The organism is Variovorax sp. VRV01 (genome assembly GCF_014852545.1).
GTDB lineage: Bacteria > Pseudomonadota > Gammaproteobacteria > Burkholderiales > Burkholderiaceae_C > Variovorax > Variovorax beijingensis_A.
Map to the genome: position 1 here is coordinate 224529 of NZ_JACVBS010000005.1, position 24125 is coordinate 248653.

A 24125-nucleotide genomic window follows, 5' to 3' on the forward strand; every position below is an offset into this window, starting at 1 on the left:
CTTCACATCGGTTCTTCTTCGCCGGCGGGTCGGCCGAAAAAGACGCCGTACGGCGCCAGCTTCAGCATGCGCCTTTCGCCGCCGGCCTGCAGGGACGACGACGATGACAGCGGATGCCCCGCGAGCGGCTCGAGCGCCTCGCGCAGCGCGATGAACACCGACTCGCCTCCCAGGTTGAAGACGGCCTGCAGCGATTGGTTCCCCTCGCGCCGCTCGAACCACAGCACCGGCTCCGGCGCATCGATGAAGGCGATGCTGCCGGTGCGCAGCAGCGGCTGGGTGCGGCGCCAGCGCAGCAGCGCGCGGCTGAATGCGAGCATCGAGTCGGGATCGGTGGACTGGCGGTCGACCGCCAGCGGCAGGTGGCGGCCATAGACCGGCAGCCAGGGCCCGCCGGTGGTGAAGCCGGCGTGCAGTTCGTCGGCCTTCCAGGGCATGGGCGTGCGGCAGCCGTCGCGGCCCTTGAACTCGGGCCAGAAGGCGCGGCCGTACGGGTCTTGCAGCAGCTCGAACGGCACCTCGGCTTCGGGCAGGCCGAGCTCCTCGCCCTGGTAGATGCTGGCGCTGCCGCGCAGCGCGAGCAGCAGCGCGAGCCAGAGCCGGTCGCGCCGCGTGTCTTCCGGGCCGCCGCCGCTCCAGCGCGTGGCCACGCGCGGCACGTCGTGGTTGGACACGGCCCAGCAGCCCCAGCCGCCCGTCGGCGCGAGTGCGTGGTCCAGCGTCTCGACCTGGTGGCGCAGGTGCCTGGCGCTGTGCTCGGCCGTCAGCAGGCTGAAGCTGTAGGCCAGGTGCAGGCGCTTGCCAAGTTCGGTGTACTGCGCCATGACGGGCGGTGCGTTCTCGTCGCCGACCTCGCCGAGCGCGACCGCGCCGTAATCGTCGAGCAGCCCGCGCAGGCTTTCGAGAAAGAGCAGGTTCTCCATCTGGCTCTTGTCGTAGAGGTGCTGCTGCATGGCATAGGGGTTGTCGGCCCGCACCGTGCTCACCTCGTCCAGCGAGGCGGCGCTGGCCGGCGGGTTGTCGCGCAGCAGCGCGTCGTGGAACTGATGGTTGCAGGCATCGAAGCGGAAGCCGTCCACGCCGCGCTCGCACCAGAAGCGCACTTCGCCGAGCAGCGCCTGCTGCACCTCGGCGCAATGGAAGTTCAGGTCGGGCTGCTCCTTGAGGAAGCTGTGCAGGTAGTACTGGCGGCGGCGCGAATCCCATTGCCAGGCCGGCCCGCCGAACACCGACAGCCAGTTGGTGGGCGGCGTGCCATCGGGCCGCGCGTCGGCCCAGACGTACCAGTCGGCCTTGGGGTTGTCGCGGCTCGCGCGGCTTTCGGCGAACCAGGCGTGCTGGTCGGAGGTGTGCGAGAGCACCTGGTCGATGATGATCTTCAGGCCCAGCGCATGGGCGCGCGCCAGCATCTCGTCGAAATCGGCCAGCGTGCCGAAGATCGGATCGACCGCGCGGTAGTCGGCCACGTCGTAGCCGAAGTCCTTCATCGGCGAGCGGAAGAAGGGCGACACCCAGATCGCGTCGACCCCCAGGCTCGCCACGTGTTCGAGCCGCGAGGTGATGCCGGGCAGGTCGCCGATGCCATCGCCGTTGCTGTCCATGAAGCTGCGCGGATAGATCTGGTAGATCACCGCGCCGCGCCACCATTCGCCATTGCTGCTGTCGTTGCTGCGCATGCTGCCCCTGTGGTCTGAAAATCATTGTGGCATGCGAGATCCGGGCCCGGTCCGTGCATGGGCCTGTCCCGGTCCCGCCTGAAAAGCTTTCTACACTGGGCGGGGTTCCATGCGAACCCGCCTCCCGTTTCGTTTTGCAAGATGACCATCGACGCCGCTTCCCCCGCCCCATCCTCCCACCCGCAAGGCCTTGCCGCGCTCGAGCAGCGGCTCACCCGGGATCTCGAATGCCTCGGCTGGCCCGCGCGTGCGTGGATGCCGGTTCGCACGCACGGCGGCGAACCCGTGCTGGACGTGGCCATCATCGGTGCCGGCCAGGCCGGGCTGGCGGCCGCCGCCGCGCTGGCCCAGCAGGGCATCCGGGCCGTGGTGTTCGACCGCTCGCCCGCGGGCAGCGAAGGGCCGTGGGCCACCACAGCGCGCATGGAAACCCTGCGCTCGCCCAAGGAGCTGACCGGGCCCGCGCTGGGGCTGCCCGCGCTGACCTTCCGCGCCTGGTTCGAGGCCCAGTTCGGCACCGAGGCCTGGGAGTCGATGGACAAGATCCCGCGCCTGCAGTGGATGGACTACCTGCGCTGGTACCGCCGCGTGATGAACGTCGATGTGCGCAACGACACGGCCGTCACCGGCATCCAGCCGCTCGCCGATGCGGCGGCGGTGCGGCTCGCGCTGCGCACGCCGGCGGGTGCGCAGCAGGTGCTGGCGCGCCGCGTGGTGCTTGCCACGGGGCGCGACGGGCTCGGCGGCCCCGCGGTTCCGGCCTTCGTCAACGCACTGCCGCGCTCGCAATGGGCCCACTCGTCCGACGAGATGGACTACGGCAAGCTGGCCGGACTGCGCGTGGGCGTGGTCGGCGCGGGTTCGTCGGCCATGGACAGCGCCGCCACCGCACTGGAGGCCGGCGCGCACAGCGTCGAGCTGCTGATCCGCCGGCCCGACCTGCCGCGCGTCAACAAGGGCAAGGGCGCCGGCGTGCCGGGCCTGACGCAGGGCCACTACGACCTGCCCGATGCATTCAAGTGGCGCATCCGCCACTACATCAACGTGGCCAACGTGCCGCCGCCGCATGGCAGCACGCTGCGCGTGTCGCACCACCCGAACGCGTTCTTCAATTTCGGCTGTCCGGTGCTTGCGGTCGAGCCGCAGGGCGCGGCAATGCGCGTGGCCACGCCCAGGGGCGACTTCGTGTTCGACTTCCTCGTTGTTTCCACCGGTTTCAAGATCGACTGGCGCTGCCGTCCCGAGTTCGACACCATTGCATCGCATGTGCGAACGTGGAAGGATCGTTTCGTGCCCGCGCCCGGCGACGAAGACCAGGAGCTGGCCGATTCGCCCGATCTCGGGCCGGTGTTCGAATTCCGCGAGCGCGCAGCGGGCCAGTGCCCGGGCCTGGACCGCATCCATTGCTTCTGCTATCCGGCGGCCCTGTCGCACGGCACGGTGTCGGGCGACATTCCCGCGATCAGCGATGGCGCCAGGCGGCTTGCGAGCGGCATGGCCAGCCTGTTCTATCGCGAAGACTTCGAGCAGCACTTCGCCAACCTCGAGGCCTACAGCGAGCCCGAACTGTTCGGCGACGAATGGGTGCCCGCGCCGCCGCCGTCCGAACGCGGCTGAACTCCAGACTTCTTCATCGAAACGCATGACCACTCTTTCCGAATCTTCTCTTGCCCTCGACGTGATCGACGCCACGGTGCCGCTGGTGCCCGGCCACGCCACCCGCCTGCTGCGCCAGCAGCGCGACAAGGTCGTGGCGGCCACGCAGGGCAGCTACGACGCGATGTTCTCGTCCTCGGTCGAAGGCCTGTCGGTGGCCGAGCGCCTGCTGGTCGCGCTGCACGCCTGCAGCGTCTCCAAGGCCGCGACGCTCGCCGCGCACTACCGCGAGCGGCTGCTGGCCGAGGGCGTGGACCGCGAGCTGATCGCGGCCGTGGGCAGCGGCGCGCCGGTGGCCGATGCGCGGCTGCGCACGGTGCTGGCGTTCACCGCGAGCCTGATCGAGCGCCCCATCGAGGGCGACAGGGCCGCGGTGCAGTCGCTGGCCGACGCAGGGCTCTCGACGCCCGCCATCGTCGCGCTGGGCCAGCTGATTGCCTTTCTCTCCTACCAGGTCCGTGTGGTCGCGGGGCTGCAGGCGCTGGCCGCCGTGGAGGTCGCAGCATGAGCAGTACGAACGCGCCGATCCGCATCAAGGGCTTCACCAACGAGGTGCTGAGCTGGAAGCCCTGGCTCGACCCGGTCGACGTTGCCTCGGCCACGCCGGCCCAGCTGGCCGCGCTCGACGAGATGAGCCCGCAGGCGCGCAGCTCGCCGTATTTCCTGGTGCTCGCGCACCAGCCCGAGATGCTGCTGCAGCGCTCCATCGCCTTCAACGCGATCATGTTCGCGCCGGGCGGCATGCCGCGCGCGGAGCGCGAGCTGGGCGCCACGGTGGAGTCGCGCGTCAACGGCTGCGTGTACTGCGCCTCGGTGCATGCGCAGCGCTTCGAGCAGCTGGCCAAGCGCAGCGACGTGATCTCGCAGGTGTTCGAGGAGCCGGCCTCCGCGGGCACCACGGCGCGCGAGAAGGCCATCGTCGAATTCTCGATCCGGCTCGGCGCCGAGCCCGGCAAGGTGTCGGCCGACGATGTGCGAACGCTCAAGGAAGTGGGGCTCAGCGAACTCGAGATCCTCGACCTCGTCCACTCCGTGGCGCTCTTCGCCTGGGCCAACCGGCTGATGCTCAACCTCGGCGAGCCGGTCTTTCCGGCCGCTGCCGCCTCGTCATAGGCGGGCGAGCAGGCCGGCCACGGTTTCGCGGGCCAGGCCCAGCGGCGCCAGCAGGTCGTTGCGCTGCCGGAAGTCGATGCCGCTGACCAGCGAGGCAGCGTCCACGATGGTGCGCGTCGCGGGTGTCGCCACGCCGGCGATGGCGCCGAGCGCTTCGACGAAGGCCAGGCCGTAGGGCATGTCTTCGCTCAGGTAGCGCGTGTCGGTGCGCACGGGGCCGGGCGGCCCGCCGCGCTTGGCATGCAGCTCGGCCGCGATGTCCTCGAGCCGCGCCGATTCCGTGCCGAAGGAGCGCGCGAAATGCTCCTCGATCGGCCCGAGCGCGATGCCGAAGGCGCCGGCCACGGCGCGCCGCTCCCGGTCCAGCGCCTCGATCGCGCGGGCCACGCCGGGCGTCATGCAGTGGTACTGCGGCCAGTTCTCCGCGTGCTCGATGCGGGTCCAGTTGAAGACGGCCAGCGGTCCGTGCGACTGCGGGTTGACGTTCGCGAGCGCGCTGGCGAGCGTGTTGTCCTGCGCGAAGAAGCCGCCGCCGAACAGCGCGGTGCACAGTTCGATGGCGCGCTCGATTTCCGAGCTCGGCAGCGCGGAGACGCCGACCGCCTGGCGCCGCGTCATCACCCGGACCTGCGTGGCGGATTCGCGGCGGGCGGTCAGCACCGTGGTGCCGAAGCTGGCGACCGTCACTCGCTTGCCCGCGCGCCCTGCGCTTTCGTGCAGATAGAGCGAAGACAGCGAGGCCATCGAGCTGACGATCACGGTCTGCCCGTCGCGCAGGAAGGGCAGCAGCGCATCCATGACGCGCTTGTGGCCGTTGACCGGCAGGGCGATCAGCAGCACATCCGATGCGCCGCAAAGCTGCGCCGCATCGCCGGCCACTTCGACCGCCACGCGGCAGGGCTGCACGCCGACCGCTTCGAGCGGCTGCGTGCGCAGGGCCTCGGCACCCCGGCCGCCCGGCGACCAGAGCATGGCGCCGTGGCCCGCCTGACGCAGCCACGCCGCGCTGGCCAGGGCGATCGCCCCGGCCCCCGCGATGCCGACGCGATACAGCCCGTCAGCCTCCGTCACCCTGCGGGCCCCTTTCGCGAACACCGCGGAACCGGCTCTGCCGGGCCGCCGGTGTTGCCCCCGGTGAGGGGGAGGGAGAAGCGACACGAAGTGCGCGGAGCCTGGGGGAGAGCCACGTCAATCAACCTTGATCCCGCCTTGCTTGATGACCTTCGCCCAGCGCTGGCTGTCCTCCGCGATCACCTTGCCCAACGCCGCGCCGCCGCCGCAGGTGTTCACCGCGCCCAGCTGGGCGAAGCGCTGCCGGGTCTCGGGCAGGTTGCACACCTCGACCAGCGCCGCCGAGAGCTTCTCGATGCTGGCCGCCGGCATGCGCGCGGGCGCCATCACGCCCACCCACACCGGCACGTCCATGCCCGCGAGGCCCGCCGCCTCCGCGACCGTCGGCGGCGTGCCGAGGCTGGGCAGCGCCGCGCGCGAAAAGGTGCCGAGCACGCGGGCCTTGCCGCTCGCGACCATCGGCTCGATGGAAGCGGCGCTGGTCACGATCAGCGCCACCTGGCCGCCCAGCAGGTCGGTCAGCGCCGGCGCCGCGCCGCGGTAGGGCACATGCAGCAGGTTCACGCCGCTCGCCTGGGCCAACAGCGCGCCCGTGAGGTGCGACACCGTGCCGTTGCCGGTGGAGGCATAGGTCAGCTGGCCCGGCTTGGCCTTGGCGTCGCGCAGCACGTCGGCCAGGGTCTTGTAGGGGCTTTCGGCGCGCACGGCCAGGGTCATGGGCGTGTCGCCGACCAGGGCCACTGGCGCGAGGTCTGCCATGGGGTCGTAGGGCAGCTTGGCCTGCAGGTGGGGCGCGATGGTGATGGCGCCGCCGGTGGCCAGCAGCACGGTGGCGCCGTCGGTCGCCTTGGCCACCGCATCGGCCGCCACGATGCCGCCCGCGCCCGCCTTGTTGTCGACGATCACGCTGCCGCCGAGCTTGTCCGAGAGCTTGGCGCCCAGGTAGCGGGCGATCACGTCCTGCGCCCCGCCGGCGGCGAAGGGCACCACGATGCGCAGCGGCTTGTCGCCGGCCGGCTGCGCATGCAGCGGCATCACGGCCAGGCTGGCGGCGGCCGCGAGGCCCAGGGCGAGGTGTTTCAGGAACAATTTCATGGCATTCCAGGCGGTGCGAAAAATCTGCCGAAGGGTAGGCGTAACCCGTGCAATACGCAGGTTACGTGCCTCAAGTCTAGAGTCTGCCGGCCGGGCGGCCGGCCGGGCGCGATAATCCGCCTTCCCCGGCCGCTCCGAGCCGGGCTCCTGCCGAACCGTCATGAACCCCAGCTACAAACCCAGCGACGTCGAGTCCGCTGCCCAGGCGCAATGGAGCGCCGCCGATGCCTACCGCGTCACCGAGGACGCGAGCCGTAAAAAGTATTACGCCTGCTCGATGCTGCCGTACCCCAGCGGCAAGCTGCACATGGGCCACGTGCGCAACTACACCATCAACGACATGCTCACGCGCTACCTGCGCATGAGCGGCTACAACGTGCTGATGCCCATGGGCTGGGACGCCTTCGGCCTGCCGGCCGAGAACGCGGCGCTCAAGAACGGCGTGCCGCCGGCCAAGTGGACCTACGAGAACATCGATTACATGCGCGGCCAGCTCCAGGCCATGGGCCTGGCGATCGACTGGAGCCGCGAGATCGCCACCTGCGATCCCAGCTACTACAAGTGGAACCAGTGGCTGTTCCTGAAGATGCTCGAGAAGGGCATCGCCTACCGCAAGACGCAGGTCGTCAACTGGGACCCGGTCGACCAGACCGTGCTGGCCAACGAGCAGGTGATCGACGGCAAGGGCTGGCGCACCGGCGCCACGGTCGAGCGCCGCGAGATCCCCGGCTACTACCTGAAGATCAGCGACTACGCCGAGGAATTGCTCGAGCACACCCAGCACAAGCTGCCGGGCTGGCCCGAGCGCGTCAAGCTGATGCAGGAGAACTGGATCGGCAAGAGCGAGGGCGTGCGCTTCGCCTTCACGCACGACATCAAGGACGCGGGCGGCCGGCTGATCCAGGACGGCCGCATGTACGTGTTCACCACCCGCGCCGACACCATCATGGGCGTGACCTTCTGCGCCGTGGCGCCCGAGCACCCGCTGGCCGTGCACGCCGCCACGCTCGACCCCAAGGTCGCGGCCTTCATCGAGGAATGCAAGAGCGGCGGCACCACCGAGGCCGAGCTCGCCACGCAGGAAAAGAAGGGCGTGCCCACGGGCCTGACCGTCAAGCACCCGATCACCGAGGAGCAGGTGCCGGTGTGGGTCGGCAACTACGTGCTCATCAACTACGGCGACGGCGCCGTGATGGGCGTGCCGGCGCACGACGAGCGCGATTTCGCCTTCGCCAACAAGTACGGCATCGAGATCATCCAGGTGGTGCTGGTCGACGACGAGCCGCACTTCGACTATCACAAGTGGCAGGACTGGTACGCCGACAAGCAGCGCGGCGTGACCATCAACTCCGACAACTTCAGCGGCATGACCTACAAGGAGGCCGTGGCCGCCGTGGCGCATGCGCTCGCCCAGAAGGGCCTGGGCGAGATGCAGACCACCTGGCGCCTGCGCGACTGGGGCGTGAGCCGCCAGCGCTACTGGGGCACGCCGATCCCGATCATCCACTGCGACGAGCACGGCGCGGTGCCGGTCCCCGAGAAGGACCTGCCCGTGGTGCTGCCCACCGACTGCGTGCCCGACGGCTCGGGCAACCCGCTCGCCAGGCATGAAGGCTTCCACGCCGGCGTGGTCTGCCCCGTCTGCGGCAAGCCCGCGCGGCGCGAGACCGACACCATGGACACCTTCGTCGACAGCTCCTGGTACTTCATGCGCTATTGCGACCCGAAGAACGACCAGGCGATGGTCGCCGAGGGCGCCGACTACTGGATGCCGATGGACCAGTACATCGGCGGCATCGAGCATGCGATCCTTCACCTGCTGTACGCGCGCTTCTGGACCAAGGTGATGCGCGACCTGGGCCTGGTGAAGGTCGACGAGCCCTTCAGCAAGCTGCTCACGCAGGGCATGGTGCTCAACCACATCTACTACCACCGCGACGAGAAGGGCGGCAAGAACTACCACCCGCCGCTGGAAGTCACGCCCACGCTCGACGCGCAGGGCCGCATCGTCGGCGGCGTCGCCGCGGACGGCACCAAGGTCGAATACGGCGGCGTCGGCAAGATGGGCAAGAGCGAACGCAACGGCGTCGACCCGCAGGACCTGATCGAGAAGTACGGCGCCGACACCGCACGCCTCTACACCATGTTCACCGCGCCGCCCGAGGCCACGCTCGAGTGGAACGACGCGGCCGTCGAGGGCAGCTACCGCTTCCTGCGCCGGGTCTGGAACTTCGGCGTGGCGCAGGCCGACGTGGCCCCGGTGGCGTTCGGCGGCCAGGCCTTCGGCAAGGCCGCGCAGGCGCTGCGCCGCGAGGTGCACACCGTGCTGCGCCAGGTCGACTACGACTACCAGCGCATGCAATACAACACGGTGGTGTCGGGCGCGATGAAGCTGCTCAATGCGCTCGAGGGCTTCAAGCCCGATGGCAGCGCCGGCGATGCCGCCGCGCTGCGCGAAGGCCTCGGCATCCTGCTGCGCTGCCTGTATCCGGCCACGCCGCACATCGCCTGCCAGCTCTGGCAGCAGCTTGGCTACGACAAGGAGCTGGGCGGCCTGCTCGACGCGCCCTGGCCCGTGGTGGACGTGGGCGCGCTGGAGCAGGACGAGATCGAGCTCATGCTGCAGGTCAACGGCAAGCTGCGCGGCGCGCTGCGCGTGCCGGCCGGCGCCTCCAAGGCCGAGATCGAAGCGCTCGCGCTCTCGTGCGACGACTTCGTCAAGTTCGCCGAGGGCGCGCCGGCCAAGCGCGTCATCGTGGTTCCCGGCCGGCTGGTCAACGTGGTCATCTGAACGAAACGATCGATAGAAGCATGAACAATCGCAACGCCCCGCTGCCGCGCCGCGGCTTTCTCCTGGGCCTGGCCACGGCGGGCGCCAGCCTCGCGCTGGCCGGCTGCGGATTCGAACTGCGCAAGGCGCCGGTGTTCGCGTTCAAGACGCTGTCGGTGTCGGGCAATTCGGAGCTGATCAACCGGCTGCGGCGCGAAATGCGCGCCGCCGGCACCGTGACGCTGGTGCCACCCGAGCAGGCCCAGAGCGCCGACGCGATCCTCGAGATCCTGGGCGAGAACCGCGACCGCATCGTGATCTCGACCAATTCGGCCGGCCTGCTGCGCGAGCTGCAGCTGCAATTGCGCGTTCGCTTCAGCCTGCGCACGCCGGGCGGCAAGATGCTGCTCGCGCCCACCGAGGTGTCGCAGTCGCGCGACCTGAGCTTCAACGAAACCAACGCGCTCGCCAAGGAAGGCGAGGCCGAGCTGCTGTACCGCGACATGCAGGCCGACATCGCACAGCAGATGATGCGGCGCCTCGCGGCCGTCAAGGAACTCTAGGATTCCATGCAACTTGCCAGCGCCCAGCTGGGCTCCCATCTGCAGAAGGGTCTGAAGCCTCTCTACACGATCCATGGCGACGAGCCGCTGCTCGCGCAGGAAGCGGCCGATGCCATCCGCGCCGCGGCGCGCGTGGCGGGCTATACGGAGCGCAGTTCGTACACCGTGGCCGGCGCGCACTTCGACTGGAGCGCGGTGCTCGCGGCGGGCGGCTCGCTCTCGCTGTTTGCCGACAAGCAGATCGTCGAGATCCGCATTCCCTCGGGCAAGCCCGGCAAGGACGGCAGCACGGCGCTGCAGCAGCTGGCCGAGGCGGCGCAGGGCAACGACAGCACGCTCACGCTGGTGATGCTGCCGCGGCTGGACAAGGCCACGCGCACGGGCGCCTGGTTCTCGGCGCTCGAGAACAATGGCGTGAGCCTGCAGGTCGACCCGATCGAGCGCAGCGCGCTGCCGCAGTGGATCGCGCAGCGCCTGGGCCTGCAGGGCCAGCGCGTGATGCCCGGCGACGAAGGCCAGCGCACGCTGCAGTTCTTTGCCGACCGCGTCGAGGGCAACCTGCTCGCCGCGCACCAGGAAATCCAGAAGCTCGCCCTGCTGCATCCGGCGGGCGAACTGAGTTGGGAGCAGGTCGAAGGCGCGGTCAACAACGTGGCGCGCTACGACGTCTTCAAGCTCTCCGAGGCCGTGCTGGCCGGCAATCCGCAGCGCGTGGCGCGCATGCTCGACGGCCTGCAGGCCGAAGGCGAGGCCGAGGTGCTGGTGCACTACACGATCGCCGAGGACATCCGCGCCCTGAAGCGCGTGAAGGACGCCATGGCCGCGGGCCGGCCGCTGCCCATGGCGCTGCGCGAGAACCGCATCTGGGGCCCGCGCGAGCGCGCCTTCGAGCGCGTGCTGCCCCGGCTCGACGACCGCATGCTGGCGCGGCTGCTGCGCGCGGCCCATGTGGTCGACGGCATCTGCAAGGGACTGAAGCAGCCCGACTGGCCGGCCGGCGGCTGGCAGGCGCTGCAGCGGCTGGCGCTGATGCTGTGCCGCGCCTGCAGCAGCGCGCCGACTGCCGCGCGCCGCGCCTGATCCCTGACGAGCGCAGCCAAAAGGCCTGCGTCAGCCGTGCAGCAGGTCCGCGTGGGAAAATAGCTGCATGAACGCGTTCAACGTCAGCGAGCACATGCAGACCCTCGGCCTGCAGGCAAAAACCGCTGCATTCCTCATGGCCCGTGCGGATGCAGCTACCAAAAACAGAGCATTGAAGGCCCTGGCCAAGCGCCTGCGCGAAGCCGGCCCGGACCTCGCCGAGGCCAACCAGAAGGATCTGGCGCGCGCCACCGCCGCCGGCCTGTCGGCGCCGATGGTCGACCGCCTCAAGCTCACGCCCAAGGTCATCGAGACCGTGGCGCTGGGCTGCGAGCAGCTCGCCGGCATGGCCGACGTGATCGGCGAAATCATCGGCATGAAGCAGCAGCCCAGCGGCATCCGCGTGGGCCAGATGCGCGTGCCGATCGGCGTCTTCGGCATGATCTACGAGAGCCGGCCCAACGTGACCATCGAGGCCGCGAGCCTGGCCATCAAGAGCGGCAACGCGGCCATCCTGCGCGGCGGCTCGGAGGCGATCGAGTCGAACAAGGCGCTGGCGCTGCTGGTGTCCGGGGCGCTGGCCGAGGCCGGCCTGCCGGTGGATGCGGTGCAGCTGGTGCAGACCACCGACCGCGAAGCCGTGGGCCAGCTCATCGCGATGCCCGAGTTCGTCGACGTGATCATCCCGCGCGGCGGCAAGGGCCTGATCGAGCGCATCAGCCGCGATGCCAAGGTGCCGGTCATCAAGCACCTGGACGGCAACTGCCACGTCTACGTGGACGACACGGCCGAGTTCGAGATGGCGCTGCGCATCGTCGACAACGCCAAGACGCAGAAATACAGCCCCTGCAATGCGGCCGAAGGCCTGCTGGTGTCGGCCGCGGTGGCGGAAGACTTCCTGCCCCGGATCGCCGCCATCTTCGCGGCCAAGGGCGTTGAAATGCGCTGCGACCCGGTGGCTGCCCGGATCCTGCGCGCCGACGAGGCGCTGGCCGGCTCGGGCGCAAGAATCGTCGATGCGGCCCCGTCCGACTGGTCCGAGGAATACCTTGCCGCGGTGATCAGCATCAAGGTGGTCGAAGGGGTCGACGAGGCCATCGCGCACATCAACCGCTACTCGAGCCACCACACCGACGCCATCGTCACGCGCGACCACGTGCATGCACAGCGTTTCCTGCGCGAGGTCGATTCGGCCAGCGTCATGGTCAATGCGAGCACACGCTTCGCGGACGGTTTCGAGTTTGGCCTGGGGGCGGAAATCGGCATCAGCACCGACAAGTTCCACGCGCGCGGACCGGTCGGCATCGAAGGGCTGACCTCGCTCAAGTACGTGGTGCTCGGGCAGGGCGAAGTGCGCAGCTGATGCGCCGGAGGCGGGCGGACTGAACCAAGTCCGCTCTACGTAGTCTTGTCATTGGGGCGGCCATCCCCAAATCCTACAATTCCGCTCTACCTTTCAAGTACAAATCCAACAAGGCCGCCGCATGGTTCCGCATCTCGTCACCGCCCTGACCGGCCCGATCAACGAACTGGAACAGCGGGTACTCGATTCCACGCCCGCCATCGAGCGCTGGTTCCGGCTCGAATGGATGGAGCACACGCCGCCGTTCTACAGCGCGGTCGACATCCGCAACGCGGGCTTCAAGCTGGCGCCGGTCGACACCAATCTCTTTCCCGGCGGCTGGAACAATCTCACCAAGGAGATGCTGCCGCTGGCGGTGCAGGCCGCGCAGGCGGCCATCGAGAAGATCTGCCCGGAAGCGCGCAACCTGCTCGTCATTCCCGAGAACCACTCGAAGAACACCTTCTACCTCGCCAACGTCGCCCAGCTGGTGCGGATCTTCCACATGGCGGGACTCAACGTGCGCGTGGGCTCGATCGATCCGGCCATCAAGTCGCCCAAGAAGATCGAACTGCCCAACGGCGAAACCGTGTGCCTGGAGCCCGTGGTGCGCAGCAAGCGCCGCCTCGGGCTCAAGAACTTCGATCCCTGCACCATCCTGCTCAACAACGAGCTGTCGGCCGGCACGCCGGGCATCCTGGAAGACCTGCACGAGCAGTACCTGCTGCCGCCGCTGCACGCGGGCTGGTCGGTGCGGCGCAAGAGCAACCACCTGCACAGCTACGAAGAACTGTCCAAGCGCTTCGGCAAGCTGCTGGGCATCGACCCCTGGCTGATCAACCCGATCTATGCGCGCGCCGACGGCGTCGATTTTTCCGAAGGCCGCGGCATCGATGTGCTGACCAGCCACGTGGACGCGGTGCTGACCAAGGTGCGCCGCAAGTACAAGGAATACGGCATCAACGAGAAGCCCTTCGTCGTCGTCAAGGGCCATGTCGGCGGCGACGGGCCGGGCGTGGTCACCGTGCGCGACGCGAAGGAAGTCGAGGGCCTGGTCGGCAAGCCGCGCAGCGCCCCGGCAGGCAAGGCGGGCGCGGCCGCCAGGGAACTGCGCGAGCCCGGCGAGGTGATCGTGCAGGAAGGCGTGCTGACCAATGAGCGCGTGCACAACGGCGTGGCCGAGCCGGTGGTCTACATGATGGACCGCTACGTGGTGGGCGGCTTCTACCGCGTGCATGCCGAGCGCGCCCCCGACGAGAACCTCAAGCTGCCGGGCGCGAGCTTCGTGCCGCTGGCGTTCTCCGAAAGCGCGCATCTGCCGCAACCCGGCGCCAAGCCCGGCGCGAGCGCCCCCAACCGCTTCTACATGTATGGCGTGGTGGGCCGCCTGGCCATGGTGGCTGCGAGCTACGAAATGGAAGCCACCGATCCGGACGCCGAAATCTACGAATGATTTTCCCGGGCGGCTTGCGCAGGCCTCGGTCGGCGGCAAAATAGCGGCCCCACAGCAAAGGAAACAAGAGGGCGGAGGGGTGCGCGCGGCGGCTGGAAATTCCATCGCGGCAGCATCTCGGTGCGTGTGACGTCTGGTTACGCGCGAGCAACCTCCCTTTTTCCCATCGACTTCGTGTCACCTCCCAAATCCACTTCCGCCGCCGCCTTGATCATCGGCGCCATCGGTGTCGTCTATGGCGACATCGGCACCAGCGTGCTGTATGCAGTCAAGGAAGTGTTCGGCCACGGCCACCTGCCGTTCACTGTCGAAAACGTCTACGGCATCCTTTCGATGTTCTTCTGGACGCTCACCGTCATCGTGTCGATCAAGTACGTGGTGCTGGTGCTGCGCGCCGACAACGAAGGCGAGGGCGGCCTGGTCGCCATGCTGGCGCTGGCCTCGCGCGCGGTGGCCGACAAGCCCAAGCTGCGCCACGTGCTGCTGCTGGTGGGCATCTTCGGCACCTCGCTCTTCTATGGCGACGGCGTCATCACGCCGGCCATCTCGGTGCTTTCGGCGGTCGAAGGCCTCGAAGTGGTGTCGCCCCACTTCAAGCACTATGTGCTGCCGGTCACGCTGGTGGTGCTGTTCGGCCTCTTCGTGGTGCAAAAGCGCGGCACGGCGGGCATCGGCAAGTTCTTCGGGCCCATCACGCTCGCGTGGTTCCTGGCGATTGCGGTGCTCGGGGTGTCGCAGATCCTGCACCACCCTGAAATCCTCAAGTCGCTGAACCCCTGGTTCGCCCTGAAGTTCATGTGGGACAACCCGGGCACCAGCTTCATCCTGCTGGGCGCCACGGTGCTGTGCGTGACGGGCGCCGAGGCGCTCTACGCCGACCTGGGCCACTTCGGCAAGCGTCCGATCCGCGTGGCCTGGTTCACGGTCGTGATGCCGGCGCTCACGCTCAACTACTTCGGCCAGGGCGCGCTGCTGCTGGAGAACCCCGAGGCCGTGAAGAACCCGTTCTTCATGATGGCGCCCGAATGGGCGCTCGTTCCGCTGGTGCTCCTGGCCACGGCAGCCACGGTCATCGCGTCGCAGGCGCTCATCACGGGCGCCTTCAGCGTCACGCGCCAGGTCATCCAGCTGGGCTACCTGCCGCGCCTGAACATCGAGCACACGAGCGTGCGCACGGCGGGGCAGATCTACATTCCGCTGGTCAACTGGGGGCTGTTCGTGGCCATCGTGCTCGCGGTGGTCATGTTCCGCTCGTCGAGCAGTCTGGCCGCGGCCTACGGCATTGCCGTGACCACCGACATGCTGATCACCACGATCCTGACCTTCTTCGTGATCCGCTACGCCTGGAAGCTGCCGCTGGTGCTGTGCATTGCGTCGACCGCGGTGTTCTTCGTGGTCGACTTCCTGTTCTTCGCGTCGAATCTGCTCAAGCTGTTCGAGGGCGGCTGGTTCCCGCTGGTGATCGGCGGCGCCGTGTTCACCCTGATGATCACCTGGAAGGAAGGCCGCCGCCTGATGGGCGAGGTGCAGCGCGCCGATGCGATCGAACTGAAGGCCTTTCTCGATTCGGTGTTCGAGAGCCCGCCCGCGCGCGTGGACGGCACCGCGGTGTTCCTCACCGCGGAACCCGGCGTGGTGCCCAATGCGCTGCTGCACAACCTCAAGCACAACAAGGTGCTGCACGAGCAGAACATGTTCGTGACCGTGCGCAACCACGAAGTGCCCTGGATCCCGATGGACAAGCGCATCGAGATCGAGGCGCTCGGCCACCATTGCTGGCAGGTCATCGTGCACTACGGCTTCAAGAACGATGTCGACCTGCCGCGGGCGCTCGACAACGCGCGCATGCGCGGCTGCCAGCTCGAGCCGATGACGACGAGCTACTTCCTCTCGCGCGACGTCGTCATTCCCACGCTGGGCAGCGGCATGGCGCCGTGGCGCGAGAAGCTGTTCGCGCAGATGCACCACAACGCGAGCGGCGCTGCCGCGTTCCTGGGGTTGCCGAACAATGCGGTGGTGGAGCTGGGCTCGAAGATCGAGATCTGACCGGCGGCGGCCCGCGCAGCCGCCGGCCCCTGCCCCGCCTCAGGCCAGTCCCAGCATCTGCCCCAGGCTGCGCTGCGAAGCGGGCCTGTCGAGGGCGATGTTCTTCTCGAGCACCAGCAGGTGCTCTTCCATCAGGCGCACGGCCTCGTCCGAATTGCCGCGCGCAATGGCATCGACCACGTCCGCATGCTCGCCATGTTCGCACGATGCATTGCCGGGCGGTTCGTAGAGCGCCACGATCAGCGAGCAGCGCGACATGAGTTCGGTCAGGTAGCGTTCCAGGATCGGATTGCGCGCGAGCTTCGCCACGCGCAAATGAAAGGTGCTGGCCAGGCGCGCCCACTCGGGCTGCGCGTAGCGGTGCATCGCCGCATGCTCTTGCTTCAGGTGGCGCCGCAGTTCGGCGATTTCGGCGCGCGTGGCGTTGCGCACGGCCATGCGCACCAGCGCGGCCTCGAGCGCGCGGCGCGCCTCGAAGATCTGCCGCGTTTCCTCGGGCGAGGGCATGGCCACGATGGCACCGCGGTTCGGACGCAGTTCCACGATGTGGTCGTGTGCGAGCCGCTGGAGCACCTTGCGCACCAGCGCGCGGCTGACGCCGAACAGCTCGCACAGCGACGCCTCCGGCAGCTTGGTGCCGGGCGCGAGGCGCTGGTTGGTCACGCCTTCGAAGACCGAGCGGTAGATGCGTTCCTCGATGTCGCCGTGGTCGTCGTTCTTCGCCGCGGCACCGTCGGTGGGCGGCAGCTTGCGCCGGGCGGGGCGCGGCGCGATGGCGGGCTTGGATGGCGAGGATGAGCGGGGCATGGAGCAGGCGATGGGGGAACCCGCCCATTATCGAACGCGTGCGGCGTGCATCCGGCTGCTCATCAGATGAACTCCGCGGGCCGTTGCGCTGCAAGCTGCTGCACGTGCGATGCGATCCTGCCCGGCGTGGTGAGCCAGATGTCGCCGCGGTCGCGCCCGCGTGCCAGGTGCGTCAGCGCCGTGCGCAGGTGGCGCAGCCGATAGGGCTGCCCGACGATGTAGGGATGCAGCGCGAGGCCCATCACCAGCGGCTGCGCGCGCGACTGTTCGAGCATCTCGTCGAAGTTGTCGACCACCATCGCGCTGAAGTCCCTGGCGTCCATGAGGCGCCCCACGATCATCGGAATGTCGTTGAGCTCCTGCGGATACGGCACCGACCAGATCGAGCCGCCGCCGCGCGTGCGCATGAGCACCGGCTGGTCGTCGTGGCACCAGTTGAGCGTATAGCCGTAGCCGGTCTCGGCCAGCAGGTCGGGCGTCACGGCGCTTTCCGAGATCCACGGCGACAGCCATCCGGCCGGCGCCTGGCCGCTCTCGCGCCGCATGCGTTCGCGGCAGCCTGAGAGCAATGCGCGTTCGTGCGCCTCGTCCCATGCGCCCTGGCGCTCCGCGTTGCTGTGGCCGTGGCCGATCAACTCGTCGCCGCGCGCCACGCAGGCCTGCACCAGTTCCGGGCAATGGTCATAGAGCGCCGTATTGACGAGCGCGCCCGCCGGCAGCGCCAGCGCGTCGAACAGTTCGAGGCAGCGCCAGGCGCCCACGCGGTTGCCGTATTCGCGCCAGCCGTGGTTCAGCACGTCGGGCTGCGGCGAGGCCGGGCCGATGCAGGCGCCCAGGCCGTCGCCGAAGGCGAAATGCTCGATGTTGAAGCCGATGTACACGGCCAGCCGTGCGCCGTTCGGCCACGCGTAGTCGGGCCGGCGTGTGATGGGGCTGTAGTCGAAGCGGCCGTGCGTGGGCAGCCGCTCGGGCCAGCGTGCAGTCATGCGCCCGCCCTCACAGCACCGCCAGCCCGGCGCGCACCAGCAGCCATTCGGCGCTGTCGTTCCACACGTCCATCCGGCTGATGAGGCCGTGGCGCACCACGTAGCGGTCGACGTAGCGATTGCCCTCGAAGGCGGTTCCGTCGGGCCAGGCGCCGTACAGCGTGCCCAGGCTGTAGACCACCGTTTCATCGGGCGTGCCGCCGGCCACCACTTCGGTGCGTTCGATCTTCTTCTTCACCCAGGCGTAGCGCTTCGCATTGAAGGCCGAGGTGTCGCCGGGCGCCCGCATCTCGCGGTTGCCGGTGAAGCGGATGCGGATGTCGGGCGCGGTGAAGCGCGACGCCGATTGCGGGTCGGGAATCATCACGAGACGAAGGAATTCGTCGACCACTTCGGCGGGCGTGGAAGGGCCCGGCAATGGTGGCGCATCGGAGGAGGCAGGCGTGTTCATGGGTTCTCCAGCATGTGGGCCATGGCGGTGCATGGCGGGAAGCACGATGGCGTTGCAGCAATTCTCGTGCCGATTGTCGACGTTAATTTATGAAAATTGTCGACAATCAATGGGCGCGCCGGCGGACCCTGGAGGCTGGGCGGGCCCACGGCGTCCCCGGCACAATCGCCCGATGCGTTTCTTCAAGGATCTGAGCCTCTCGGCCTTCACCGCGGGCTTCGTCGCGGTGCTCGTGGGCTTCACGAGCTCGGTGGCCATCGTCTTCCAGGCCGCGCAGGCTTTCGGCGCCACGCCCGAAGTCTCGGCTTCGTGGATGTGGGCGCTGGGCATCGGCATGGGCCTGCCTTCCATCGTGCTGTCGCTGTGGTGGCGCAAGCCGGTGATGATCGCCTGGAGCACGCCGGGCGCCGCGGTGCTCGCCGTGGCGGCCGGCAGCTATGGCATGGGCGAGGCGGTCGGTGCCTTCATCGCCTGCGCCGCGCTGGTCGTGCTGGCGGGCGCGACGGGATGGTTCGAGCGCGTGATGAACCGGATCCCGATGGCCATCGCCGCCGCGCTGCTGGCCGGGGTGCTCGCGCGCTTCGGCCTCGACGCGTTCATCGCCGCGAGAACCGCGCTGCCGCTGGTGCTGCTGATGCTCGGCACCTACCTGGTGGCCAAGCGCCTGCTGCCGCGCTATGCGGTGCCGCTCACGCTGTTGGCCGCCATCGCCTTCGCGGCGGCGCGCGGCGAGATGAGCGTGTCTGCAGTGCAGTTCTCGCTCACCTGGCCGGTGTTCACCATGCCCGTCTTCAGCTGGCAGGCCATCGTGAGCCTGGCGCTGCCGCTCTTCATCGTCACCATGGCCTCGCAGAACCTGCCGGGCGTGGCCACCATCCGCGCCGCAGGCTACGGCGACCTGCCGATCAGCAAGCTCATCACGTTCACCGGGTTGACAACGCTGGTGCTCGCGCCCTTCGGCGCCTTTGCCTTGAACCTGGGCGCGATCACCGCCGCCATCTGCATGGGCCGCGAGGCGCACGAGGACCCGGCGCGCCGCTACACGGCCGCGGTGAGCTGCGGCGCCCTCTACGTGCTGATCGCCTTCTTCGGCGCGGCGGTCACCGGGCTGCTCACGGCCTTTCCGAAAGAACTGGTCGCCGCCATTGCCGGCCTGGCGCTGCTGGGCACCATCGGCAGCGGGCTGGCCGGCGCGGTGCGCGACGAGCCGCACCGCGAGGCCGCGGTCATCACCTTCCTGGTCACGCTCTCGGGCGTGGCCATCGCGGGCATCGGCTCGGCCTTCTGGGGCGTGGTGGCGGGCGCGCTCGCGCTCGCGGTGCAGCAGGCCGGGCGCGCAAAGGCCTGCGCCGGCAAGGGCATCGCCGCTTCCGGCAACATCGCGCCAGACAGCAGCAACATGGCGGCCACCTCTGGCGCCGGAAAGACTCCCAGATGAAAAACATCCTCTTCGTCGCCGATCCGCTCGATCACTTCAAGATCTACAAGGACACCACCTTCTCGATGATGCGCGAGGCCCAGCGCCGCGGACACCGCATCGCGGCCTGCCTGCCGGAAGACCTGCAGTGGGTGTCGGGCGGGCTGGTCACGGCCAACGTGCAGCAGATCACGCTCACCGGTGACAGCAAGGCCTGGTACCGCGAGGACATCCGCGAGTCGAAGGCGCTGAAGGACTTCGACGCGGTGCTCATGCGCAAGGACCCGCCCTTCGACGCCGAGTACATCTACGCCACCCACCTGCTCGAGCAGGCCGAGCGCGAAGGCGCGCGCGTGGTCAACAAGCCGCGCGCGCTGCGCGACCACCCCGAGAAGCTCGCGATCATGGAGTTTCCGCAGTTCACCACGCCCACGCTGGTCACGCGCAGCGCGCAGGCCGTGCGCGACTTCCATGCCGAGCACGGCGACATCATCCTCAAGCCGCTCGACGGCATGGGCGGCATGGGCATCTTCCGCGTCAGGCAGGACGCGCTGAACCTCGGTTCCATCGTCGAGACGCTCAACAAGAACGGCGCCGAGACCATCATGGTGCAGCGCTTCGTGCCCGACATCGTGCAGGGCGACAAGCGCATCCTGATCATCGCGGGCGAGCCGGCGCCTTTCGTGCTGGCGCGCATTCCGCAGGGCACCGAGGTGCGCGGCAATCTGGCGGCCGGCGGCAAGGGCGTGGCGCAGCCGCTCACGGCGCGCAATCGCGAGATCGCCGAGACCGTGGGACGCACGCTCGCGCCGCGCGGTCTGCTGCTGATCGGGCTCGACGTGATCGGCGACTCGGTCACCGAGATCAACGTGACCAGCCCGACCTGCTTTCAGGAGATCACCGAGCAGACCGGCTTCGATGTGCCGAAGATGTTCATCGATGCGCTTGAAGCGCATCTGGCCGCACTGCGCTGAGCTCCTTCGGTGCCAGCTCGCGCTGGCGGCGCACCTGCACCAGCCGCGCGCGCCGCTTGCGCCACCAGATCACGATGCCCGTGATCGAAAGGCCCGCCACCGCGAGCCCCATGAGCGACATCAGGATGCGCCCCGGCAGCCCGAGGATGCGGCCGCCATGCAGCGGCAGCTGCAGCTGCGCGAACACGTCGGCCGCGGTGCCGTGCCAGGGCCGGTTGCTGCTGATGACGCGGCCGTCGCGGCCGTCCAGGTAGAGGTTCGACAGGCCCATGCCGTCGCTGCTGTCGTGCGTGGCATGGTCGAAGAACGACACGTTGTAGAAGCCGCCGCGCTGGTTGTAGAACACTCCGCCGAGCGGCGTGGTCCAGCCGCGCCGCCGCGCCTCGGCCTCGGCGTCGGCAACGATCTGGCGAAATCCGATCGTGGGCTCGATGCGCGTGCCCAGCGGTGCGAGCGGCACCAGCGCCGACGGGCCCGGCGTGGTCTTCGAGACCAGCGACAGCATCGGATGGAAGATCTCCTTGTAGAGATTCAGCGAGAACGAGGTGAAGGCGATGACGATGATCAGCGCCCACATCCACAGCCCGCCCGCGCGGTGCAGGTCGAAGTTGAGCCGGTAGCCGCCGGCCGCCCAGCGCACGGCCCAGGCCGGCTTCCAGCGTTTCCACCATTCGCGCGGGCCGCGGTGCTCGGGGTGCGCGGCACGGCGCTGGCGGCGTGGTGTCGTGAGATACAGCGCAACGCAGCTGTCGAGCAGCCACACCAGCGCCACGCCGCCCATGATCCAGTAGCCCAGCCGGTCGGTGCCCCAGACGGCCGGCACGTGCAGCATGTAGTGCAGCTTGCGCAGGAAGGGCATCAGCGTCTCGGGCTTGAGCGAGATGGCGCTCGCGTCGCGGCGGCCGCGCACCTCGGCCGTCACCGGATCGACGAACACCTGGTTGTAGCCGAGCCGGAAGGGCTTGCCGGTGGCGGGGTCGGTGCGCGGCTGCACGAAGTAGCGGGCGGTGTGGCCCTCTTCGAAACCCAGCGGCAGGTACGCGACCCGCGCGCGCGGGTCGTGGGCCTCGACCGCGGCCACCAGGTCGAAGGGATCGCGGAACGGCCCGCGCGAGGCGGTGTCGTAGAGCTTGCGGTTGAGCCAGCCGTCGATCTCGTGGTCCCACGAGATGACGGCGCCCGTCAGCCCCGAGACGACGAGGAACAGGGCCACCGCCAGTCCCGCCCAGCGGTGCACGGCGGTCGCGAAGGCGCGCATCAGAATTCGAGCGTGGCCGACAGGTTGAACGTGCGCGGGGCGCCGAGCACCAGGTAGCCGGAGCCGGGATAGCCGCCGACCGAGGACCAGTAGTTGCGGTCGGCCAGGTTCTCGATGCGCGCGCGCAGGGTGAGCAGCTTGCCGCTCACTTCGGTCACGTAGCGTGCGCCGATGTCCATGCGGGTCCAGCCCGGCACGCGCAGCGTGTTGGCGGCATTGGCGTAGCTCGATCCGCTCGCCACCACGCGGCCGTCGAGCGAGAGGCCCGGCACGCCCGGCACGTCCCACTCGACGCCGATGCTGCCCTGCGCCCTGGGCACGCCGATCACGCGCTTGCCGTCCGTGACGCTGCTGCCCGTGTCCTTCTGCCTGGCGTCCAGCCAGGTCACGCCGCCCAGCAGCCGCAGGCCCTTGCTGACCTGGCCGAAGACGCTGAGCTCGGCGCCCTGGTGGCGGTCCTTGCCATTCGCGGAGAAGTAGTTGCCCTGCACGAAGGCGCGCGGCTTCTCGGTGGAGAAGAAGGCGAGCGTGCCGCCGACCTGGCCGGCGTCGTACTTGATGCCGACCTCCTTCTGCTTGGAGACGTAGGGGCGCAGCTGCTGGCCGGCATTGAGCACCGGCTGGCCGCCGGACTGCGCGGGCGCGGTTTCGCCCTGCGCCAGCCCTTCGATGTAGTTCGCATAGACCGACAGCCGGTCGTTGGCCTTGAACACGAGGCCCGCCAGCGGGCTGGTGCGGCTCTGGTCGTACGAGGTGACGGTGCCGCCGGCGGCGGTCTGGAGGCCGCTGCTCACGACGCGGTAGCTGATGTCGCTGGTCTCGATCGTCTGGTGGCGCGCGCCGAGCGTCAGGCGCAGGCGGTCGTCCATGAAGGACAGCGTGTCGCCGATCGCCAGGCTCTTGAGCGTGGTGGTGCCGTTGAGCGCGGGGTTGGCGAGGTCGTTGCCCAGGTAGGTCAGCGCCGGCGGGAAATAGCTGCGCGGATAGTAGATGCCGGTGTTGAGCGTGCCGCCGGCGCCCAGGCCCATGCCGTAGGCGTTCTTCTTCTCGAGATCGAAATAGGAATAGCCCAGCACCCATTCGTGGCCCACGCTGCCGGTGCGCAGCTTGCCGCGCACGCCGATCTCGGCCGTCTTGACCTTGTCCTCGCGCGTGTTGTCGAAGCGGGTCATCGTGGCCGCTCCCGTGACGCCGTTGGAGACCGTCGGGCCCGCGAGGGAATTGTTCTCGTAGCTGCTGCGCGCGCCGGCGGCGGCCCAGGCCGTGATGTCCGGCGTGATGTCGTACTCGCCGCGCACCGAGCCGAAGGTGTCGCGCTCGTAGGAATAGGTCCAGGGCTGCGCGAAGTTCGTGCTGTTGTCGGGCGCCCTGGGCACCACCGTGACGCCGCTGCCGAGCGTCACGTTGGGACGCGTGTTGCGCAGGCGGTGCTCCTGGTGGCCGATGTCGGCCGAGATGCGTGCGTCGCGGCTGCGCCAGTCCAGGCCCACCGAGAGCACGTCGAGCTTGACGCCTTCGCCGTCCACGCCGGTGCCGCCGTCGCGGTGCGCGGCGTTCAGGCGCACGCCCACGCTCTGGTCGGGGCCGAAGCGGCGCGCGATGTCGGTCGCGGCATAGGCCTGCGAGCCGCTGGCTGTGCCCAGCGTGATCTGCGTGAGCGCATCGTTCGGCGCGCGCTTGGGCAGCAGGTTGATGTTGCCGCCGATGCCGCCGCCCGAGGGCGTGGCGCCGTTCAGGAATGCGCTCGCACCGCGGAACACCTCCACGCGCTCGAACAGTTCGGACGAGATGTACTGCCGCGGCAGCAGGCCGTAGAGCCCGTTGTAGGCGATGTCGTCCGAATTGACGATGAAGCCGCGGATGAAATACGACTCCTGGAAGTTGCCGAAGCCGCGCGCCACGCGCACCGTCGGGTCGTTCTGCAGCACGTCGGCCACGCTCCTGGCCTGCTGGTTCTGGATCAGCTCGTGGGTGTAGCTGGTGCTGGAGAACGGCGTGCTCATCATGTCCTGGTTGCCCAGGATGCCGACGCGGCCGCCGCGCGCCACCTGGCCGCCCGCGTAGGGCTTGGTCAGGCCTTCGGCCGAGGCGTCGGCGCTGGCTTCGACGGTGACGGTGGCCAGCGTGCCGTTCGATGACGGCCAGGCTGCCGGCGCTGCGGACGCCGGCTGTGCCGGGGTGGTCTGTGCAAGGGCTGCCACGGCGTGAAGCGCGAGCAGCGAGGCGGCCACGGTCGGGCGAAGCCGGAGAAACGGAGCAGCGGACATGGAACGGTTCAATCTGTAATACAAATGAGAACCGTTATTATTCGATAACAAAACCCATGATTTCGAAACTTTCCCGCAATGTTGCGGAAAAGTGTCAGAT

General features: G+C 68.9%; 19 protein-coding genes. 11 read left to right on the top strand and 8 right to left on the bottom strand.

Annotation, left to right across the window (positions count from 1 at the left end):
* Window positions 1–2: 2 nt before the first annotated feature.
* Window positions 3–1676, bottom strand: a complete 1674-nt coding sequence (locus IB278_RS11380; protein ID WP_192323473.1) for an alpha-amylase family glycosyl hydrolase — start codon at window positions 1674–1676, stop codon at window positions 3–5.
* Window positions 1677–1817: 141 nt separating this feature from the next.
* Between IB278_RS11380 and IB278_RS11385 the strand changes: the two genes are divergently transcribed.
* From IB278_RS11385 to IB278_RS11395, 3 genes are read left to right on the top strand one after another with little or no spacing between them, the layout of a single operon-like run.
* Entirely contained in the window at window positions 1818–3293 is a 1476-nt protein-coding gene (locus IB278_RS11385; protein ID WP_192323474.1) for a flavin-containing monooxygenase, read from the top strand.
* 25 nt (window positions 3294–3318) lie between these two features.
* The gene (locus tag IB278_RS11390; RefSeq protein ID WP_192323475.1) at window positions 3319–3840 is read left to right on the top strand and encodes a CMD domain-containing protein; all 522 of its coding nucleotides are present in this window, start codon (window positions 3319–3321) and stop codon (window positions 3838–3840) included.
* Window positions 3837–4445: a peroxidase-related enzyme gene (locus IB278_RS11395; protein WP_145742620.1), complete on the top strand. Its 609-nt coding sequence runs from the start codon at window positions 3837–3839 to the stop codon at window positions 4443–4445. Before IB278_RS11390 ends, IB278_RS11395 begins: the two co-directional genes overlap by 4 nt.
* On the opposite strand, the gene IB278_RS11400 is transcribed toward IB278_RS11395, so the two are convergent.
* Together IB278_RS11400 and IB278_RS11405 are read right to left on the bottom strand one after the other, a co-directional pair.
* Entirely contained in the window at window positions 4440–5516 is a 1077-nt protein-coding gene (locus tag IB278_RS11400) for an NAD/NADP octopine/nopaline dehydrogenase family protein (RefSeq protein WP_192323476.1), read from the bottom strand. The genes IB278_RS11395 and IB278_RS11400 overlap by 6 nt on opposite strands.
* 117 nt (window positions 5517–5633) lie before the next feature.
* Window positions 5634–6611 (bottom strand): Bug family tripartite tricarboxylate transporter substrate binding protein, encoded by a 978-nt coding sequence (locus tag IB278_RS11405; RefSeq protein ID WP_192323477.1) that lies wholly within the window; start codon window positions 6609–6611, stop codon window positions 5634–5636.
* A 160-nt stretch (window positions 6612–6771) separates the two neighbouring features.
* Here IB278_RS11405 and leuS point away from each other — a divergent pair, with 160 nt between their 5' ends.
* The 6 genes from leuS to IB278_RS11435 all read left to right on the top strand — a co-directional run bounded on the left by leuS (window position 6772) and on the right by IB278_RS11435 (window position 15865).
* Window positions 6772–9402 carry a leucine--tRNA ligase gene (gene leuS, locus IB278_RS11410; RefSeq protein WP_192323478.1) on the top strand — a complete coding sequence of 877 codons (2631 nt, stop codon included), beginning with the start codon at window positions 6772–6774 and terminating at the stop codon, window positions 9400–9402.
* Window positions 9403–9422: 20 nt separating this feature from the next.
* Entirely contained in the window at window positions 9423–9944 is a 522-nt protein-coding gene (lptE, locus tag IB278_RS11415) for an LPS assembly lipoprotein LptE (RefSeq protein ID WP_145742613.1), read from the top strand.
* A gap of 6 nt (window positions 9945–9950) precedes the next feature.
* A complete protein-coding gene (gene holA, locus IB278_RS11420; protein WP_192323479.1) occupies window positions 9951–11024 on the top strand; it encodes a DNA polymerase III subunit delta in 1074 nt (357 codons plus the stop codon).
* Window positions 11025–11091: 67 nt separating this feature from the next.
* Window positions 11092–12387 carry a glutamate-5-semialdehyde dehydrogenase gene (locus tag IB278_RS11425; RefSeq protein ID WP_145742609.1) on the top strand — a complete coding sequence of 432 codons (1296 nt, stop codon included), beginning with the start codon at window positions 11092–11094 and terminating at the stop codon, window positions 12385–12387.
* A gap of 121 nt (window positions 12388–12508) precedes the next feature.
* Window positions 12509–13819: a glutamate--cysteine ligase gene (gene gshA / locus IB278_RS11430; protein WP_145742607.1), complete on the top strand. Its 1311-nt coding sequence runs from the start codon at window positions 12509–12511 to the stop codon at window positions 13817–13819.
* Between the two features lie 174 nt (window positions 13820–13993).
* Window positions 13994–15865 carry a potassium transporter Kup gene (locus IB278_RS11435; protein ID WP_145742605.1) on the top strand — a complete coding sequence of 624 codons (1872 nt, stop codon included), beginning with the start codon at window positions 13994–13996 and terminating at the stop codon, window positions 15863–15865.
* Between the two features lie 39 nt (window positions 15866–15904).
* On the opposite strand, the gene IB278_RS11440 is transcribed toward IB278_RS11435, so the two are convergent.
* The 3 genes from IB278_RS11440 to IB278_RS11450 form a co-directional block, all read right to left on the bottom strand.
* Window positions 15905–16672: a GntR family transcriptional regulator gene (locus IB278_RS11440; RefSeq protein ID WP_192323480.1), complete on the bottom strand. Its 768-nt coding sequence runs from the start codon at window positions 16670–16672 to the stop codon at window positions 15905–15907.
* A gap of 62 nt (window positions 16673–16734) precedes the next feature.
* Entirely contained in the window at window positions 16735–17658 is a 924-nt protein-coding gene (locus IB278_RS11445; RefSeq protein WP_145742601.1) for a polysaccharide deacetylase family protein, read from the bottom strand.
* Window positions 17659–17668: 10 nt separating this feature from the next.
* On the bottom strand, window positions 17669–18109 hold the full coding sequence (locus tag IB278_RS11450; RefSeq protein WP_192323481.1) for a nuclear transport factor 2 family protein: 441 nt from the start codon (window positions 18107–18109) through the stop codon (window positions 17669–17671).
* 172 nt (window positions 18110–18281) lie between these two features.
* On the opposite strand from IB278_RS11450, the gene IB278_RS11455 reads away from it, so the two are divergent.
* Both IB278_RS11455 and gshB read left to right on the top strand, forming a co-directional pair.
* A complete protein-coding gene (locus IB278_RS11455) occupies window positions 18282–19547 on the top strand; it encodes a benzoate/H(+) symporter BenE family transporter (RefSeq protein WP_192323482.1) in 1266 nt (421 codons plus the stop codon).
* On the top strand, window positions 19544–20500 hold the full coding sequence (gshB, locus tag IB278_RS11460) for a glutathione synthase (RefSeq protein ID WP_192323483.1): 957 nt from the start codon (window positions 19544–19546) through the stop codon (window positions 20498–20500). Before IB278_RS11455 ends, gshB begins: the two co-directional genes overlap by 4 nt.
* On the opposite strand, the gene IB278_RS11465 is transcribed toward gshB, so the two are convergent.
* Window positions 20460–21758 carry a PepSY-associated TM helix domain-containing protein gene (locus IB278_RS11465; protein ID WP_145742593.1) on the bottom strand — a complete coding sequence of 433 codons (1299 nt, stop codon included), beginning with the start codon at window positions 21756–21758 and terminating at the stop codon, window positions 20460–20462. The two genes, gshB and IB278_RS11465, sit on opposite strands and share 41 nt — an antisense overlap.
* On the bottom strand, window positions 21758–24025 hold the full coding sequence (locus IB278_RS11470; protein WP_192323484.1) for a TonB-dependent receptor: 2268 nt from the start codon (window positions 24023–24025) through the stop codon (window positions 21758–21760). Before IB278_RS11470 ends, IB278_RS11465 begins: the two co-directional genes overlap by 1 nt.
* Window positions 24026–24125: the final 100 nt, after the last annotated feature.